Here is a 17,236-nt window from a genome sequence, read left to right as displayed (position 1 = left end):
TATGAGCACTAAACTAAGTGGCCGCGATTTACTTTTCAACGCAGCGGTCTGCCTTGGATTCGTCATCGTCCAGCTGGATGTCAGCATTGTCAATGTTGGCCTCGAAGCGCTTAGGCAAAGTTACAACGCCAGTATCGCCGACCTTGAATGGGTAATTAATTCATACTCGCTAGTGTTTGCTGCACTACTGCTCAGTTCTGGCCAGCTTGGCGAGCGTTTCGGCGTTAGAAATATTTTCATCAGCGGTGTGACCATCTTCACCATCGCCTCCCTGGGTTGTGCCTTGGCGCCCTCCATTCTTTGGCTTGACATATCACGTGGTATTCAGGGGTTGGGCGGAGCACTGTTAGTACCGAGCTCCTTAACGCTCATCAGAAAATATTATTCAGACAATGCGCGCCGAGGTTTAGCTGTAGGGCTTTGGGCAACGTCAGGCGGTTTAGCACTAGCTGCCGGCCCAGTCATTGGGGGGGCGCTTATTGGCCTGTTTGGTTGGCAGAGTATTTTTTTAGTTAATATACCGCTAGGGCTGATGTGTATTGTATTTGCCCTACGCTATGCCCCGTCTGGAAAAGGTATCCAGCAGCGGCTGAATATTCCTGGACAAACATTGATTGTATCAACGCTGGGCTTGCTCGCGTTCGGTCTGACTGAAGCAGGGAACGGTCTGCGCAACAGCACCCCACTTATCTCCATAGCAGTCGGCATTCTCATGCTCGGTATTTTCGTAGCCAGTGAGAAACGTAGTTCCGCGCCAGTGCTTGCGCCCTCGGTTATGAAAAACAGAACCATTGTTAGCGCACTCATAATCGGCTCCATATGCAGCCTAATGTTTTATGGCGCGGTATTCATTATGAGTATATTTTTTCAAACAAAACTTAGACTTTCGTCGTTCGAGGCGGGACTTTCTTTCTTGCCAATGATGATTTGCACCACCCTGGTTGTTTTTAACTCCACCAGGCTAGCAAAACGCTTTAGCAGTAAAACATTAGCAATCGCAGGCTCAATCATTAGCCTTACAGGCTTTACACTCCTGCTCTTCATAAATGCAAATTGGACTGTTTGGCAATTCTTCATTCCGATGATGGTACTTGGCTCAGGCACCTCCATTGCCGCACCAGCCATGACAAATCTAATTTTGTCTGAGGCTGGTCATCAAGATGCCGGATCTGCCTCTGCTATATTTGCTTTCGCCCGTCAAGCTGGCGGAGTCACAGGAGTTGCAGTTTTTGGGCTGATGCTGAATACCATTGGCAGTGACGACCTAATCCTGGGACTCAAAGCAGTTGCTGGAACATCTATTTCGCTAACCCTTGCATGGCTTTACATCAGCAAAGTTAAATTACAGATCACAAGCAAGCACACGTGAGGCAGGCGATCCAATACTCCACATCAAGCAATGCAACAATCAACGACCTCTGAGAGTATTAGCCACCACCCTAGAGCAAATATACCGACCCCTAACAGAAGCGACGCGTTGTTTCCCATACGTCTAAGTTTTGTCTTTGTTTGCTTATGAGTAACATTCACGGCCTTACGCTCACAGAAAATTATAGGGGTCAAGTCAAACACAATTAGATCGCACGCATTGTAATTCACGATCGAACGCTGGCCTTCACAGTTGTGAGGCCAGCTAACGCTTATACAGGTGCCCGATTTTGCTCTGGGCTCGGAATGACCCTACCATTCCGATCAAGGATTACCCCGGGAAGGTCATGTTTTAATGTTTCGCTCTCTCGATAGTGAATGACCGAGCGAATAGACTCTCCTCGCTTGAGCAAGTCGAATGCGTGATTCAAGCTCTCGTGATCCATGTTATGAGTAATGTAGGGGTCGACATTGATCTCACCGCGGAGCCACTCGTCAACCATGCCGGGAAGCTCTGAGCGCCCTAGCACACCACCAAACGCACTGCCTTTCCAAACGCGTCCAGTGACGAGCTGGAAAGGTCGAGTGGCGATTTCCTCCCCAGCTCCTGCCACGCCGATGATGATGCTCTCCCCCCAGCCCTTGTGGCAGCACTCGAGAGCCGCTCGCATCAGCTCAACATTACCGACACATTCGAATGAAAAATCTACTCCTCCATTCGTCATGTCGATGATCACATTTTGCAACGGCTCTCGATAATCCCTGGGATTTACGCACTCAGTCGCCCCGAGTGACATAGCCAGAGGAAACTTACTGGGGTTTACATCAATCCCGATGATCCGCCCGGCTCCTTGCAGTACCGCGCCTTGGATGACTGCCATCCCTACAGCACCCAGACCGAAGACCGCAACGGTATCACCAGGCCGCACTTTTGCTGTGTTCCGTACAGCGCCGATCCCAGTGGGAATCGCACACCCCATGATCGACGCTTTAGCCAGAGGAGCAGCCTGGTCGATCTTTGCCACCGCGATCTCAGGTAACACAGTGTACTCACTAAACGTAGAGGTACCCATGTAGTGGAAGATCGTCTGGCCTTTGTATGAGAATCGACTTGTACCGTCCGGCATTAGACCCTCACCCTGGGTCTTACGAATCGTTTGGCACAGGTTGGTTTTGCCTGATTGGATGAACGGGCAGTTAGGATCTTCGGGTGTGTAAAGGGGGATTACATGGTCACCAGGTTTAACAGAGGTAACGCCCCTGCCGACATCTTCGACAATCCCTACACCTTCATGGCCAAGGATGCATGGAAACTTCCCCTCCGGATCGCGCCCAGAAAGTGTGAAGACATCCGTGTGGCAAAGGCTCGTCGTCACAATTCGGACAAGCACCTCCCCATCCTTTGGCCCCTCTAGATCAATCTCTTCGAACTCGAGGGGTTGGTTCGGCCCCCAGGCGATTGCGGCACGTGTTTTCATAGTCAAACTCGTTACGTTATAACGTTGCACAACATACAATATGTGGAGGGTTCTGCTAGGCCACCCACCTCAGGTTGGCCACATTCGCCTGCACTCTGTCCGATAGCCACCACCAAGGAACCTGCTCCATGAGGCTCACCGATGTACCCACGCCGCATACCGTACATATCGTGATCTACCCAGGATTCAAATCTTTTGAAGCCATCGGCGCCCTTACCGTATTTGACTACGCCAATGCTCACCTGAAAGCGAACGGAGCCCTCCCCTATTACCAGCTTCATCTAGTCGCGCTAGAAGCCGGCCCAGTGTGTTCGGATACGCTTATCAAGCTGGACGCCGAAGCAATGAGCAGCGCACAAAAACCACACACTGCGCTGATCGTAGGCGCGCGTGATATCCGTACGGCAGTGGATGAGCACGGGGAGATCGTTGAATGGTGCAGGCGCTCAGCGAAAAATCTAGAACGTCTGGTGGGAGTGTGCTCGGGCGCCTTTTTCCTAGCTCAAGCTGGCATCCTGGATGGGCTGCGTGCTACTACACATTGGAGCTTAGCTAAGCGCCTTGCTTCCGATTACCCTGGGATTGAGGTCGATGCCGATGCGATTTTCATCCGGAATGATCATATCTGGACATGCGCTGGCGTTTCGGCTGCTCTGGATCTGAGCTTAGCGCTCGTCGAGCAAGACCTTGGTCATGATTTAGCACTGACCATTGCCCGAGAACTGGTTGTTTTTCTGAAGCGACCAGGGGGGCAGTCGCAGTTCAGCCAGCACCTAGATAGTCAGATGACCGCGCATTCTGGAATCAGGGCACTCCAGGAATGGATACTCCAAAATCTTAATCAAAACCTCTGCCTTGACGTACTCGCAACCCAAATCAATATGAGTGCTCGAAATCTCCGACGTGTCTTTCAGCGCCAGACGGATAGCTCTCCTTCTCAATTCATTGAACGTGCAAGACTCGAGAGTGCACGGAGGATGCTTTGCGATGGGGAAACGCCAATGAAACGAATCGCAGGCGCGTGCGGATTTGGGTCAGAGGATCACATGAGGAAGGTTTTCCAGCGACATCTAGGAATCACGCCTAAAGCTTATCGAACTCAATTCAAGTCTACTCAGAATACCAAGGGTAACAACACATAAGCAGGCCTAGGCTTCTTACCTAAGCTGAGGCCTGATGCTCGATGGTGTGATCTGGTAAATCTGTTCAGCTGCTGCGTGGTGAGTTATGCCAGAGCACTTAGGCCAAAGTCGAATCTGTATGAACAGCCTCGCACTGGCAAAGCCAGGAAATGTTCGCTCAGATGCGCAGCAATTGAACCTAGGATTGAAAGAGAAAGACTTGATCGATTTTCAAAACTGGTTGCGGGCCCAAGCTCTCACTGCAGCAACGAACAATGCCAACGCTGGTGATGGTTGACAGTTTGCGGGGTAAAAAAGGGAAGCCCCTGTGTGGGCAGGTGACCAGTCAGGCAGAAGATGCACCAAACGTCCCGATTCCAGGTGCTCCTCTACGTGGCTTTCGGGAACCCAGGCCACACCTATGCCTGCGAGGGCAGAATCGATCATGAGACTCAGGCTATCAACGGGGATCCCGATAGCTTGTGACTGACTTCCACTGAGATCCAGAAATTCCAATAAATTCAGCATCTTAACTTCAACTCAAGCCCAATGCCGTCCGTCGTATTCCGCCCATTTCCAACGCTTCTGCGGGTATATTTTTGGGTACTTTTTCTGTTTTCGAAAAAAAGTACCCGCACATGACGACTTCCCTCCCTACGCCTGGACTGCGGCGAAAACTCAGCGATGCTTTCCTGCGCGCCATTGCCGAGCCCGGCAAGTACGCTGACGGCGAGGTGCCCGGTCTGTACCTTCATGTCCAGGCCTCGCAGAAGTCGAACAAGTCTGCTGCTAAATATTGGCGGATGAGGTATCGCCTACATGGTAAGGAGAACGTGTACGCAATCGGCCGCTATCCCGACATTGGCTTGAAAGACGCCCGCGACTTGGCCCGAGCCGCGCGCCAGAACGTAGCCCATCACGTCGCCCCGCTGAAGGCCAAACGCAAGAAAATCGCCGAGCAGTTACTCAATGAGGAACGCACCTTCAGTTACGTAGCCGAACAGTGGCTGGCCTTCAAATCGCACGACCTCGTGAGCAAATCCCTCGCGGGCTTCCGCGGCGCGTTGAACAATCACATCCTGCCCACGATCGGCAGCATCCCCGTCAGCGAGATCAAGCTGGACCACATCATCGAGATCATCGCTACCCTGCGCCGCGCACGCACACTGGCCATGGCAAAGCGCGTGCGTACCATCATCCGCGCCGTCCTCGGCTTTGCCGAGGGCCGTGGCTGGGTGGAGCGCAACGTGGCCCTGAGCAACACCGAAGAGCTTAAGGTTCGCCATGTGGTGATCAGCAATCCAGCGATCGAACGACCAGCCGATTTGGGTCACTTTCTGCTGCGTCTGGATCAACTAAACCCAAGCAGTGTGAGCACAGCGATGCGCATGCTAGTCATGCTGCCCGTTCGCCCTGGCGAGCTGGTAAAAATGCGCTGGGAAGACGTCGATCTGGTCAGCGCCGATTGGCGTTATATTGTTGGGAAGACCCGCCATCTGGACAAGAGCAAACACATCGTGCCACTGCCGGAGCAGGCCCTTGTGCTGTTGCGTGAGCTCCATGAACGGCGAGTGGTGGATGAGGCGGGCAATGGCTGGGTCTTTGTCTCACCGGTCTATCCGGGCTACCCAATTGACGCCACGTCCTTGGCCAAAGCCTATCAGCGGATATGGCCGGACTACCCCATCACCGCGCACGGATTCCGCGCCACCTACCGCACTATCGCCCACGAGCATTTGGGCGTCGATCCGATTGTATTGGAGTTGTCTTTGTCTCACCGCATGCCGGGCGCGCTGGGCGCGGTTTACGCGCGCGCCCAACTGCTGCCACAGCGCCGCGAGGCGGCACAACAATGGGCAAATTACTTGGATCAACTACGCAAAAATGCTGCGCTGTTAGCGCATACGGATTAGGCGAAATGCCCGCATGCCCGGCAAGAATCGTCTGCGGGCGATGAATGCTGAGCGGGAAACGAGACTCGTATCTGGCGTCCTACCCATTGAAAAATAAGGTTTTTCATAAATCCCAGATTCGGGACTGGCCTCAATTGTGTACTTATCCGGATGGGATAGCAACGCGGCGTCGATCAACGTACAGCTAGTAAATGTTTCAATTTGATTGATCCAACATGTCAAGGATACTCAGCCTCGTGCCTCATCCCAACGAAAAAGGCACCAAGGCTGGACAAGCTAAGTCACCGACTCACCCCTCATCATTGATCCAGCGCACGAAGCGCTGCAGCGGATTGAAGCCATCGTGCGGCAGGCCGGCCTCGATGCCCGCCGAACCACCGATGTTCACCACCCGCTGCACGCCCGCCGAGGCCAGGGCATCGCGCAGCAGCGCCTTGCGCTCCGGCGGGTAGACGCCCACGGTCTGGGTGGCGATGTTCACATGGCGGATGGCGTCGCGCAGGTCGTTGACCTGCACCACGTTGACGATCTTGCCGTCCGGATGGAAGTCCACCGGGTCCTCGGAGCGGATCACCAGCCCTTCCCCGCCATAGCCGCCCCACACGCGATAAGCCGGCGCCAGCATGCGCAAGCCATCGATCTCGTCGCGCAACCCGCCGGGCACCCTGGGGCCGATGGCCGATGCCGTGGGCCGCTCGACATTCATGCGCTGCTGCAGCAAGGCGCAGTAGCGGTCGACCTGCTCGGTCGTGCCCTCGATGAACTGGAAGCGACTGGAGGCACAGGCCTGCTGGTTCATCAGGGTGGCGTCGAACGCCGCACGGTCGGCGACGCTTTCCAGTACCTGCTGGGAGGCGAACACTTCGCGACCGATGAAGGACACCGAGGTTTTCGGATCGAATGACACCAGTTCGAAGCCCGGGCCGATGTACTTGCTGACGCTGCGGATGGCGCTGTCGCCGCCCCAGGCCACCACCTTGTCGAAGTACTGCGGGCGGAACAGGGCACTCTCGACCTGCTCGTCGCCACCGCGCCAATACGCCGCCGAGAACGAGCGGGTCAAGGGGTGGCCCGGCGCTACGCTGGCCATCCCGCGCAGGATGGCGGGTGCGGTGAACAGGTCGTTGGAGGGCAGCTTGAGCAGGTGCACGCCCTTGGTCAGCGCGCCGCGCACCACGGTCAGGGCGGACACCCCCGGCGCATTGCCGGCGACGATATGGATCAGCCGTGGCGGGAACGCCCGGACGCGGGTCGGGCGGCCACTGGGGGCGTCATCCACCAGGCGCCAGCCATCGATCACGTCCGCTCCGCCCAGCTCCGTGCGCAACTGGAACTCCAGCCCGGCACGGTTGAACGGCGCGCCGATGTTTTCGTAGGAGAACTCCATGATGTTGCGCGGCAAGGTCCCCGTCTTCAGCGAGTGTTCCAGTGCCTCGGCCACCAGCCCCTGGGGGTCGGCCTTGAGCCATTGCCCGGTCTGCTCCAGCACGTCGATGATTTCGCTGACCGGGGTATCGAACGCAGGCCCGGGCTTGTCACGGGTCCACACCAGCTTGTCGAGTTCCAGGCGAGGGGTGGCGAAGCGCGCTGCGCTCGGACCGTACTCGCATTCGCCACCGGCGATCGCCTCGCCCTTGATGACGTGGTGGACCGGGGTCGGAACAGCCTGGTTGGCAAGGGAAGTGGTCATTCTGCAAGCGCTCCACGGATATAGGCGTCGAGGGTTCCGGCACAGCCGATGTGATCGTCCTGGCCGATCTGGGCGAAACGGCTGATGTTGTCCAGCAGGGTCGGGCCATGGCGGCCACAGGGGCAGGTTTCGGAAAAGTCGAGGGTGACCTTGTCACCGGTGATCACCCCGCCCCAACGCCCTTCGAAGAGCAGGTCGAGGAAGGCGAAGCGACCGATGGCCTGGCCTTCGGCATCGGCATCCGCCGGCCCGAGCAGGCGCTCGCCCGCCTCGTCGGTGACCAGCCAGATCAACCCGGGCGCACGGTGATAGCGCCCCGCCTCGCAGCGCGGCATCAACTGGGCGAGCTCGGTCATGCCGTAGGCCGCCGGGCGGATAACGTTGCCATAGAAACGCGCCACCTGCTCCTTGTAGTCCTCGGGCAGCGGCACGCCCTTGATCCCGCCACCGGCCTGGACGATGGTCTGCGGGTGGAACTCGCCGTCGCCGATGCCACGTTCGCGGGCGCACTGGATGATCATCATGTGCTGGGACCACAGCCCGGTAATCATGATCGGCTCGTGGCGGTGATCGAGGATGAGCTCGGCGAGCTTGCGCATGTCCGCCGCGCCCTTGAGCGCCTGGGCCTTGGCGTGTTCCTCGAATGCCTTGATGTCCTCGGGCAAGGCGCTGCCCTCGGCGATCGCCTTGCGCATCGCGGCGCCGCGACTGACCTCGGAGATGAGCAAGGGCTCTTCGGTCAGGGCATGCATGGCGCCTGGCTTGCCCCAGTTGATCCGCCCGATCTGCGCGGACTCGATCGCGCTGTTGTAGCCCTTGATCGGACCCAGCCAGAACAGCGGCCGATTGGGCTCGGAACGCACATGGGGCCAACCGGTGGCGTGCTTGAAGTGAAGGGTCTTGTTCTGCTGGTCGCCCAGGGTCTGGTTGAGAAACGAACATTTGCCGCTGGAGCCGCTGGTGGCCAGCGGACGATGACCGGCGGCATAAAGCCGGTCGAGCCATTCGTCGATGTTGCGCACGCCGCTGACATCGACGTTGCCGAGGTCGGCGACCGACAGCGTTTGCATCCATTGCAGCAGGCGGTCCCAGCGGTTGTTGTCGATGAAGGATTGCGGATAGGACTTGTAGACGGTGTGGGCGAACAGCAGCGGCACCAGGTCCTCGAGCCGCTCGATCCGGCTGATACCGGCTTCCTCGGCGCGGTGGCGCAGCAGGGGAATCTGCTGGAGGCGTTCTTCGAAGAGTTCCTGGGCGGCCCGGACCTGAAGTTCATGCACCTGGTCGGCGGGCTGGTCGAACGCGACATCGGGGTCGAGAATCTGGGCCAGCAGTTGCTTGCGTAGGGAGGTCATTGCTAGTTTTCTCCGCATTATTCTTATATGTGAACATCGTTTTGTTTTCCGCGAGAAATTAATAGACCTATTGCGCTGCTACGTCAACGCCCGGGAAAGGGTTTCATGAAATGCCGTCTCATGTAATACATTCGGGAGCACCGGTGTGAGCCCCGAGCCTTTCACTGATCGAACCCTGCACAAGCGAGCGAAGATATGTCAGCAACCACTAACCAATCCCGACAGCTTGCCGGTTTGCTGGGCGCCCTGGCTGACGCAACGCGGCGCGGCCTGTTCGAATGGCTCGCCAAGGGGCCGTGCTCCGTGGGCGAACTGACGCAGCGGACGACGGTTTCGCGCTCGGCCGTTTCCCAGCACCTGAAGGTACTCAAGGACGCCGCGCTGGTGCAGGAGACCCGCAAGGGCCAGCAGCACATCTACGCTGTCAGCGCCAACGCCCGGGCCTTGCTGCTGCAACTGAGCGGCTATGCCCTGGACCTCGGCAACCAGGCGAGCGCATCGACCCACGCCGCGCCCCCCGCACCCGCCACGGAAACGCCAGGCCATGCCGCTGCAGCCGCGGATGACGTGAGCTGGGGCGCCCTCAGCGACGAGGTCGAGCCCCGGGCCGTGGGGCTGGTGGCACGGGTGTACATTCTCGGCGAGCGCATGCAAAGGCTGTTCGTCCAGACCGCCGCGAAACACCGCCTGAACGTGGGCGAGGCGATGATGCTGGGGACCTTGAAGCGACTCGGCAGCGAGACCGCCTGCACCCCCACCCAGTTGGGCGAACTGTCGCTGATTTCACTGCCCGGCATCGCCAAGCGGCTCAATCACCTGGAAGCGCTCGGCCTGGTGGAGCGGCTCGTCGATGCGCGTGATCGGCGCTCCGTGCGGGTACGCCTGACCGCCAGCGGGCGGGAGGTGTTCCAGGCCATCAGCCAGGAGCAGTTCGGGTGCAATTACGCTGCGTTCCATCGGCTGTCCAGCGACCAGCAGGGCCAGCTGGACGAATCGGTGCGATTCCTCCTGGAGAGCATGCCGGAGCCCACCTGAGCGCACCCCGGCGACATGTTTGATAACAAATCCGCCACCGTGGATTGACGCCCTTCCCGCCCTTCCCGCAGCGCTTGACCCAGGCCACAGGCCTGGCTCATCCATTTGAATTCATTGGTTTTTATCCTCCCTTCCCACCAGCGTTCAGGCCTCTGCGACAGGGCCTGCGCATGCCTGTATGAAACGCGCGTATGAAATAAATGCCGGCGCATCCGCAGCGCTCGCTTGTGCTGCGACGGGTTTATTTATATATACTCGACGTACACCTATCTGAACGCAGTTCATGATTTTGCTCTACCCGTAACAGCAGATGGGCACCGCTTCGCGTGATCACAACTACAAGAAATGAGGACACCCAATGCAGCGCAAGTGCAGACCAATCGCCCTCGCCTCGACGGCCGCGCCCCTCTCGGCCGCCCTCTTCGGCTTTTCCGTCCTGTGGGCCAGCCAGGCGAGCGCGTTCAGCATCGACACCGGCAATCCCGACCTGAGCATGAGCCTCGACACCACCGTGCGCTACAACCAGGGATGGCGGGTTTCCGGGCGCGACAAGGCGATCGCCAACAACGTCAGCTTCGACGAAGGCAACTACCTGTTCGATAAAGGCGACGTCATTCTTTCGCGCCTGGACCTGTTCACCGAATTCGACCTGAACTGGCAGGACAAGTACGGCCTGCGGGTCAGCGGTGCCGGCTGGTACGACCACAACTTCCCCGACGAAAGCGAAAGCGCCCCGGGCCTGCAGGCCCAGGCCAACTACCGCAACAACAAGTACTCCGGCACCGTGCGGCGCTACTACGCCGGCCCGTCCGCCGAGTTCCGCGACTACTTCGTCTGGGGCAACTTCAACATCGGCTCCACCGACCTCAACCTCAAGGCCGGTCGCCTGGCGTGGCTACCGGGCGAGTTCCTGTTCGGCAACGGCAGCAGCCTGTCGTACTCGATGTCGCCCAACGACGGCCTGCTCAGCGACCTGAGCCCGGGCGCCTCGGCCAAGGAAACCGCCCTGCCGATCGGCCAGGTCGCGGCGACCTGGCAACTGCTGCCCGAGCTGTCGGTGATGTTCCAGTACACCTACGAGTTCGAGCCGTCGCGGGTCTCCGAAGGGGGCACCTACTTCGCCGTCAGCGATGGCGCGCTGCGCGGCCCCGACTTCCTGGCGCCGGGCGTGGCCCGTCGCGATGCGATCGAAGGCGACAACGGCGACATCGCCGTGGGCCTGCGCTGGTCGCCGGAATGGGCCAGCGACTCCAGCTTCGGGCTCTGGTACCGCAAGTTCGACGACAAGTTCGCGAGCTGGTCCAACCAGGTGGTCGTCGCCTCCGCCACCGACCGCTACGCACGCGCCGTGCATGCCAAGGACATCGAGCTGTACGGCCTGACCTGGAACGGCGTGTACAAGTCCGTCGGCCTGGGCGCCGAGGTCAACTACCGCACCAACATGCCGCTCAGCTCCACCGGTGCCTTCGTCGCCATCGGCCAGCCCGAGCCCGACCTCGAAGGCGCCCGTGGCGACACCGTGCATGCGTTGCTCAGCGGCGCGGTGACCATCAACAAGAACCCGCTGTTCGACAGTGGCTCGATTGCCGCGCAGCTCGACTACACGCACCTGGTGAAAGTCACCGACAACAAGGGCATGTTCAACGCCAGCGAGAGCGAAGGCGGGTCCGTCGCCGGCCGTTGCGCCGACAAGGAACTGCTGCGTGGCTGCTCGACGCGCAATGCCGCGGCCTTCAGCGTCTCCTTCACCCCGACCTGGCAGCAGGTGCTGCCCAGCGTCGATGTGTCCTTCCCGCTGTTCCTGACCTACGGCCTGTACGGCAACCCGGCGGCCAGCAACGCCGGCATCCCGCCCGAGGACTCCTACCTGGTGAGGCTCGGGCCTCGCCTCGAATACTTCTCCGGCGCGATGAAGCATCAGTTCGACCTGGCCTACACCCACCGCGACGGCCGTACCGGACGGATCGGCGGCGCCGAGCAATTCAGCGGCCTGGCCTTCCTGCACGACCGCGACACCTTGATCCTCACTTATCAAACCGCGTTCTGATGGGAGCTTGAACATGAATTTCCGAAATGCAGTGTTGACCGCCACCGTCCTCGGCGTCGGTGCGGTTCATGCCGTCCAGGCGGCCGATGTCGCCGACCTGGGCAAGAGCCTGACGCCCTGGGGCGCGACCGTCGCCGGCAATGCCGCGGGCACCATCCCGGCCTACACCGGTGGCCTGCCCACCTCGACCCGCCCCGCCGGCTTCGAGGCGGACTCGGGCTTCTGGGCCAACCCCTATGCCGACGACAAGCCGCTGTACGTCATCACCGGCAAGAACGTCGACCAGTATGCCGAGCAGTTGTCCGAAGGCACCAAGGCGCTGCTCAAGCGCTTCCCCGACACCTACAAGGTCACCGTCTATCCCAGCCGGCGCAGCGCCAACTACCCCGACTGGGTCAACCAGAACAGCCTCGCCAACGCCACCCGCTGCAAGACCACCAATGACGGCGTATCGGTGGAAGGGTGCTTCGGCGGCATCCCCTTCCCCCTGCCGAAGAACGGCAACGAGGTGGTGTGGAACGCCCAGCTGCATTACAAGGGCGAGTCCCTGCTGACCAGCGGCCAGGGCTGGTACGTGGATGCCAAGGGCAGCAAGGTGCTCACCGCCGGCGTGCAGAACCGCGGTGAATCGCAGTACTACAACAAGGCCCTCGACCCCGCGACCTTCGCCGCCAACGGCCTGTACCTGACCCAGCTGAACATCTACAACGCCCCGGCGCGCAACGTCGGTGAAGGCAACCTGCAGAAGTACTACGTCGACCCGGTGAAGAACCCGAACGCCTCCTGGAGCTACTCGCCAGGCCAGCGCCGGGTACGCCGCTCCCCCGATGCCGAGTACGACTTCCCGGTCGCCACGTCCGGCGGCGCCATGCTCTACGACGAGATCTACATGTTCTCCGGCAAGCAGGACCGCTACGACTTCAAGTACCTGGGCACCAAGGAAATGATCATCCCGTACAACAACTACGACTGGATGAAATCGACCCCGGACCAGCTGCTGGCCCCCAACCACCCCAACCCGGACGTGATGCGCTGGGAGCTGCACCGCGTGCACGTGGTCGAGGCGACCCTCAAGCCCGGCATGCGCCACGTCCAGCCCAAGCGTCGCCTGTACTACGACGAAGACATCCTCGCCGCCGGCATGTCCGACGCCTGGGACTCCTCGGGCAAGCTGGCCAAGGCGATCTACACCCCGTCCTACCAGCTGTATGACCACCAGGTCCCGCATGCTTCGTCGTTCTGGATGTACGACTTCGCCACCGGCGTCTACTACCACTCCTCCATCGTGGGTGCCGCCAAGGGGCTTCGCGTCAGCGAGAAGCTCCAGCCCGATTCGTTCTTCACCCCCGAATCGCTCGCGCGTCAATCCCAACGCTGATGCACAGGGGCCTGCGCCAGGCAGGCCCCCTCGCCACCCTGGAAGAACGTTATGAAATCACTGACTCGGGGGCTGGCTCTGAGCGTCGCCCTCTGCGCAACGCTCGATGCCATGGCATTCACCGATCCGCTAGACCAGCCGGCGCGCCTCTCCGAGCGCGCCGTTCGCTCTCCTCTCTACGGGCTGGCGGCATCCGCCAGCACGCACGTCGTGGCCGTGGGCCCGCGCGGCCATATCCTCCATTCCGACGACGGCGGGGACCACTTCCTGCAAAGTGAAGTGCCGCTGAGCAGCGACCTGGTCAGCGTCTGCCTGGTGAACGGAACACTGGCCTGGGCGGTCGGCCACGACGGCGTCATCCTGCACAGCACGGATGGCGGCAGTACCTGGAAACGCCAGCTCGATGGCCGCCAGCTGGGCCCGCTGGCGGTCGAGCACTACGCCCGCCTGCCCGCCACGACGCCCGGCCTGGACCGCGCCAGGGAATACGCTGCCGCGCTCGCGGCGGACGGGCCGACCAAGCCGCTTTTCGACATCTATTTCGAAGACGCGACCCACGGCTGGGCCGTGGGCGCCTACAACCTGATCCTGCACACCGAGGACGGCGGCCAGCACTGGGTGCCATGGATGGAGCGCACCGAGAACCCGGACGAGTATTCGCTGCACGCCATCCGCAACATCGCGGGGCAGATCTACGTGGCCGGCGAGTTCGGCCTGCTGCTGCGCCTGGAGCGCGACAGCCAGCGCTTCGTCAAGCTGCAGACGCCCTACACCGGCTCCTTCTTCGGCATCACCGGCGACCAGGCCAGCCTGGTGGTCTACGGCCTGCGCGGCAATGCCTGGGCCAGCAACGACCAGGGCAGCACCTGGCGCCAACTGCAGACCCACACCGCCAACGCCATCAACGCCGGGACCCTGCTGGCCGATGGGCGACTGGCCCTGGCGACGTCCGCCGGCGAACTGCTGGTGGGAGACCTCCAAGGCGGGTCGCTGCAGTTGCAACCCCGCTCGCCGGCCACGCCGGTCTACGGGCTGTCGCCGACCCCCAGCGGCCTGCTCACCGTCGGCCCGGACGGAGTGAAGCGCCTGTCGCTGGAGCACGCGCCGCTGTAGCAGCTGGCCACTGTCAGCGTACGTACCTGCCTTCAAACCGAGAGACCGCCCGATGGCCATGAACCACGACCAACATAACAACCGATACCCCGTCATCACGCGACGCGAGGACTTCGACGAAGCCACCGGCAACCCTGTCGAACGGCTGATCTTCAATCACCGGCTGCTGATCATCGTCCTGATCACCCTGGTCTCGGCGCTGCTGGGCTGGCAGGCGACCCGGCTGGTGGTCAACGCCAACTTCGACCGGATGATCCCCAGCTCGCACCCCTACATCCAGAACTTCTTCGACAACCGCGACGAACTCGGCGGGCTGGGCAACAGCCTGCGCATCGTGGTGGAAAACACCCAGGGCGATATCTTCGACCCCGCGTACCTGCAGACCCTGCGCGAGGTCAACGATGCGCTGTTCCTCATCCCGGGCTTCGACCGGCCGTGGATGAAGTCGCTGTGGACCCCGCTCCTGCGCTGGACCGAGGTCACCGAGGAAGGCATGCGCGGTGGTCCGGTGATGCCCGACCAGTTCGACGGCTCCGCGGCGAAACTCGACGAGTTGCGCATGAACCTGAATCGCTCGGGCGCGGTCGGGCGGGTGGTGGCCAACGACTACAAGTCGAGCCTGGTGGTCGCGCCGCTGCTCGACCGCTACGCCGACAGCGGCCTGCCGATCGACTACAAGGCACTGTCGCAGAGCCTCGAGGAAAAGATCCGCAGCCAGGAACGCGAAGGCATCCGCATCCACATCGTCGGCTTCGGCAAGCTGGTCGGCGACATGATCGACGGACTGGGGCGGATCGTCGCCTTCTTCGGGATCTCGGCGCTGATCGCCACGGTGTTCGTCCTCGCCTACACGCGCTGCCTGCGCAGCACCCTGATGCTGGTGGTGGTGTCGATCCTGGGGGTGGCCTGGCTGCTCGGGCTGATGCACCTGGCCGGCTTCGAGCTCGACCCCTACACGGTGCTCGTGCCCTTCCTCATCTTCGCCATCGGCCTGTCCCACGGGGCGCAGAAGATGAACGGCATCATGCAGGACATCGGCCGCGGCACGCACCGCTACGTGGCCGCGCGCTACACCTTCCGGCGCCTGTTCATGGCCGGGCTCACCGCCCTGCTGGCCAACGTCGTGGGCTTCGCGGTACTGGTCATCGTCGACATCCCGGTGATCCGCGACCTGGCGCTGACCACCAGCATCGGCGTCTCGGTGCTGATCTTCACCAAGCTCATCCTGATCCCGGTCCTGCTGTCCTACACCGGCGTCAGCGCCAAGGCCGCCGAGCGCTCGTTGCGCGAGCAGGAAGGCGCGTCGGGGCCGAGCACCCCGGTCTGGACGTTCCTCAGCCGTTTCACCGAGCGCAAATGGGCGGTGGGTGCGCTGCTCTGTGCTGCCGGCCTGACCCTGGTCTCGCTGCTGGTGCGCCATGACCTGCAGATCGGCGACCTCAGCGCCGGTGCCCCGGAACTGCGCGCCGATTCGCGCTACAACCGCGACGTCGCCTACCTGACGGCCCACTACGGGCTGTCGACCGACCAGTTCGCGGTGATCGTCAAGACCGCGCCGAACGTCTGCGACCGCTTCAGCAACCTGGTCGAGGCGGACCGCCTGGGCTGGGAACTCAGCCACGTGCCGGGGGTGCAGTTCACCGAGTCCTTCGCCACCCTCACCCGCCAGGGGGTCAGTGGCACCTACGAGGGCTACTACAAATGGAACAGCATCATCCGCGAGCCGCAATCCCTGGGCTTCGCCGCCTCCCGGGTGCTGATCAACAACCCGGACTCGCTCAACCCCGCCTGCTCGGTATTCCCGGTGATCGCCTACCTGGAAGACCACAAGGCCGATACCCTGTCGGCGGTGCTGGAGCGGGTCGAGGCCTTCGCCGCGCAGCACGACAGCGATGAGGTGCAATTCCTGCCGGCAGCCGGCAGCGCGGGCATCGAGGCGGTCACCAACATCGTGGTGAAAACCTCGTTCTACAAGATGCACGCCCTGCTCTACGTCGGCGTCGTGCTGCTCTGCTTCATCACCTTCCGCAGCTGGCGCGCGGTGATCGTGGCGGTCATCCCGCTGCTGATCACCTCCTTGCTGTGCGAGGCACTGATGGTCTGGCTCGGCATCGGGGTCAAGGTCGCGACCCTGCCGGTGATTGCCCTGGGCGTCGGCGTCGGGGTCGACTACGCGCTCTACCTGCTGTCGGTGCAGCTAGTGGTGCAGCGCGGCGGCGCCAGCCTGAAGGAAGCCTACCAGGCGTCCCTGCAGTTCACCGGCAAGGTGGTCGCGCTGGTCGGCCTGACCATGGCCGCCGGGGTGATCACCTGGGCCTGGTCGCCGATCAAGTTCCAGGCCGACATGGGCATACTGCTGGCCTTCATGTTCATCTGGAACATGCTTGGTGCGCTGATCCTCATCCCGGCGCTGTCCTGCTTCCTGCTCAAGCGCCCTGCCGCCAGCGGGCCGTCGGCGTCCGCGCCGTCGACCACGGCGAGTCGCACGGCAGCACAGGCCGGTACGCCTTCAACGGTGTAGTAGGTAGCGAGGTCTTTGGCCCCTGCAATGCAGGGGCTTTTTATTGCGTGGGGGATGGGGTTGGGGTTGCCGGGTGCTGCAGCGCTCGATCTCAAGGGCGCTGCAAGGCTCAAGGCGGGCACCTGAGAGTCGAGCTCGCGACACCGCCAGGGCCTACATGCCAGATAATCGAGTAGGAGGCGGGCTCACACCCGCCGTCCTCTCACACCACCGTACG

Annotated in this window: 13 protein-coding genes; 9 read left to right on the top strand and 4 right to left on the bottom strand. The window is 61.2% G+C overall.

The features are described 5' to 3' along the window. The first annotated feature begins 1 nt into the window (after position 1). Entirely contained in the window at positions 2-1,369 is a 1,368-nt protein-coding gene (locus IAE33_RS08095; RefSeq protein WP_201163081.1) for an MFS transporter, read from the top strand. 271 nt (positions 1,370-1,640) lie between these two features. Here IAE33_RS08095 and IAE33_RS08090 read toward each other — a convergent pair whose 3' ends face one another. Further along, the gene (locus IAE33_RS08090; RefSeq protein WP_201163080.1) at positions 1,641-2,846 is read right to left on the bottom strand and encodes an S-(hydroxymethyl)glutathione dehydrogenase/class III alcohol dehydrogenase; all 1,206 of its coding nucleotides are present in this window, start codon (positions 2,844-2,846) and stop codon (positions 1,641-1,643) included. Positions 2,847-2,974: 128 nt separating this feature from the next. Between IAE33_RS08090 and IAE33_RS08085 the strand changes: the two genes are divergently transcribed. Both IAE33_RS08085 and IAE33_RS08080 read left to right on the top strand, forming a co-directional pair. Next, entirely contained in the window at positions 2,975-3,988 is a 1,014-nt protein-coding gene (locus IAE33_RS08085; protein WP_201163079.1) for a GlxA family transcriptional regulator, read from the top strand. A 118-nt stretch (positions 3,989-4,106) separates the two neighbouring features. Continuing rightward, a complete protein-coding gene (locus IAE33_RS08080) occupies positions 4,107-4,265 on the top strand; it encodes a hypothetical protein (RefSeq protein ID WP_201163151.1) in 159 nt (52 codons plus the stop codon). On the opposite strand, the gene IAE33_RS08075 is transcribed toward IAE33_RS08080, so the two are convergent. Next, positions 4,199-4,414: a LysR substrate-binding domain-containing protein gene (locus tag IAE33_RS08075; protein ID WP_236406271.1), complete on the bottom strand. Its 216-nt coding sequence runs from the start codon at positions 4,412-4,414 to the stop codon at positions 4,199-4,201. The two genes, IAE33_RS08080 and IAE33_RS08075, sit on opposite strands and share 67 nt — an antisense overlap. A 191-nt stretch (positions 4,415-4,605) precedes the next feature. On the opposite strand from IAE33_RS08075, the gene IAE33_RS08070 reads away from it, so the two are divergent. Beyond that, on the top strand, positions 4,606-5,880 hold the full coding sequence (locus IAE33_RS08070) for a tyrosine-type recombinase/integrase (RefSeq protein ID WP_201163077.1): 1,275 nt from the start codon (positions 4,606-4,608) through the stop codon (positions 5,878-5,880). A 289-nt stretch (positions 5,881-6,169) separates the two neighbouring features. On the opposite strand, the gene IAE33_RS08065 is transcribed toward IAE33_RS08070, so the two are convergent. Further along, positions 6,170-7,570, bottom strand: coding sequence for an acyl-CoA reductase (locus IAE33_RS08065; protein ID WP_201163076.1), 1,401 nt, complete (start codon positions 7,568-7,570; stop codon positions 6,170-6,172). Continuing rightward, on the bottom strand, positions 7,567-8,925 hold the full coding sequence (locus IAE33_RS08060) for a hypothetical protein (protein ID WP_201163075.1): 1,359 nt from the start codon (positions 8,923-8,925) through the stop codon (positions 7,567-7,569). Before IAE33_RS08060 ends, IAE33_RS08065 begins: the two co-directional genes overlap by 4 nt. 195 nt (positions 8,926-9,120) lie before the next feature. Here IAE33_RS08060 and IAE33_RS08055 point away from each other — a divergent pair, with 195 nt between their 5' ends. The 5 genes from IAE33_RS08055 to IAE33_RS08035 all read left to right on the top strand — a co-directional run bounded on the left by IAE33_RS08055 (position 9,121) and on the right by IAE33_RS08035 (position 17,019). Next, positions 9,121-9,960 (top strand): metalloregulator ArsR/SmtB family transcription factor, encoded by an 840-nt coding sequence (locus IAE33_RS08055; RefSeq protein ID WP_201163074.1) that lies wholly within the window; start codon positions 9,121-9,123, stop codon positions 9,958-9,960. A 358-nt stretch (positions 9,961-10,318) separates the two neighbouring features. Continuing rightward, positions 10,319-12,007 carry a DUF1302 domain-containing protein gene (locus IAE33_RS08050; protein WP_201163073.1) on the top strand — a complete coding sequence of 563 codons (1,689 nt, stop codon included), beginning with the start codon at positions 10,319-10,321 and terminating at the stop codon, positions 12,005-12,007. 13 nt (positions 12,008-12,020) lie between these two features. Next, positions 12,021-13,385 (top strand): DUF1329 domain-containing protein, encoded by a 1,365-nt coding sequence (locus IAE33_RS08045; protein ID WP_201163072.1) that lies wholly within the window; start codon positions 12,021-12,023, stop codon positions 13,383-13,385. Positions 13,386-13,436: 51 nt separating this feature from the next. Then, complete coding sequence (locus IAE33_RS08040; protein WP_201163071.1) at positions 13,437-14,498, top strand: WD40/YVTN/BNR-like repeat-containing protein; 1,062 nt, start codon at positions 13,437-13,439, stop codon at positions 14,496-14,498. A gap of 58 nt (positions 14,499-14,556) precedes the next feature. Continuing rightward, on the top strand, positions 14,557-17,019 hold the full coding sequence (locus tag IAE33_RS08035; RefSeq protein ID WP_201163070.1) for an efflux RND transporter permease subunit: 2,463 nt from the start codon (positions 14,557-14,559) through the stop codon (positions 17,017-17,019). Positions 17,020-17,236 lie beyond the last annotated feature (217 nt).

Origin of the sequence: Pseudomonas sp. S60 (assembly GCF_016647865.1) — a bacterium.
GTDB classification, from domain to species: Bacteria; Pseudomonadota; Gammaproteobacteria; order Pseudomonadales; family Pseudomonadaceae; genus Aquipseudomonas; species Aquipseudomonas parafulva.
The sequence above is the reverse complement of the archived record's forward strand: the minus strand, read 5'-3'. Positions and strand labels throughout refer to the sequence as shown.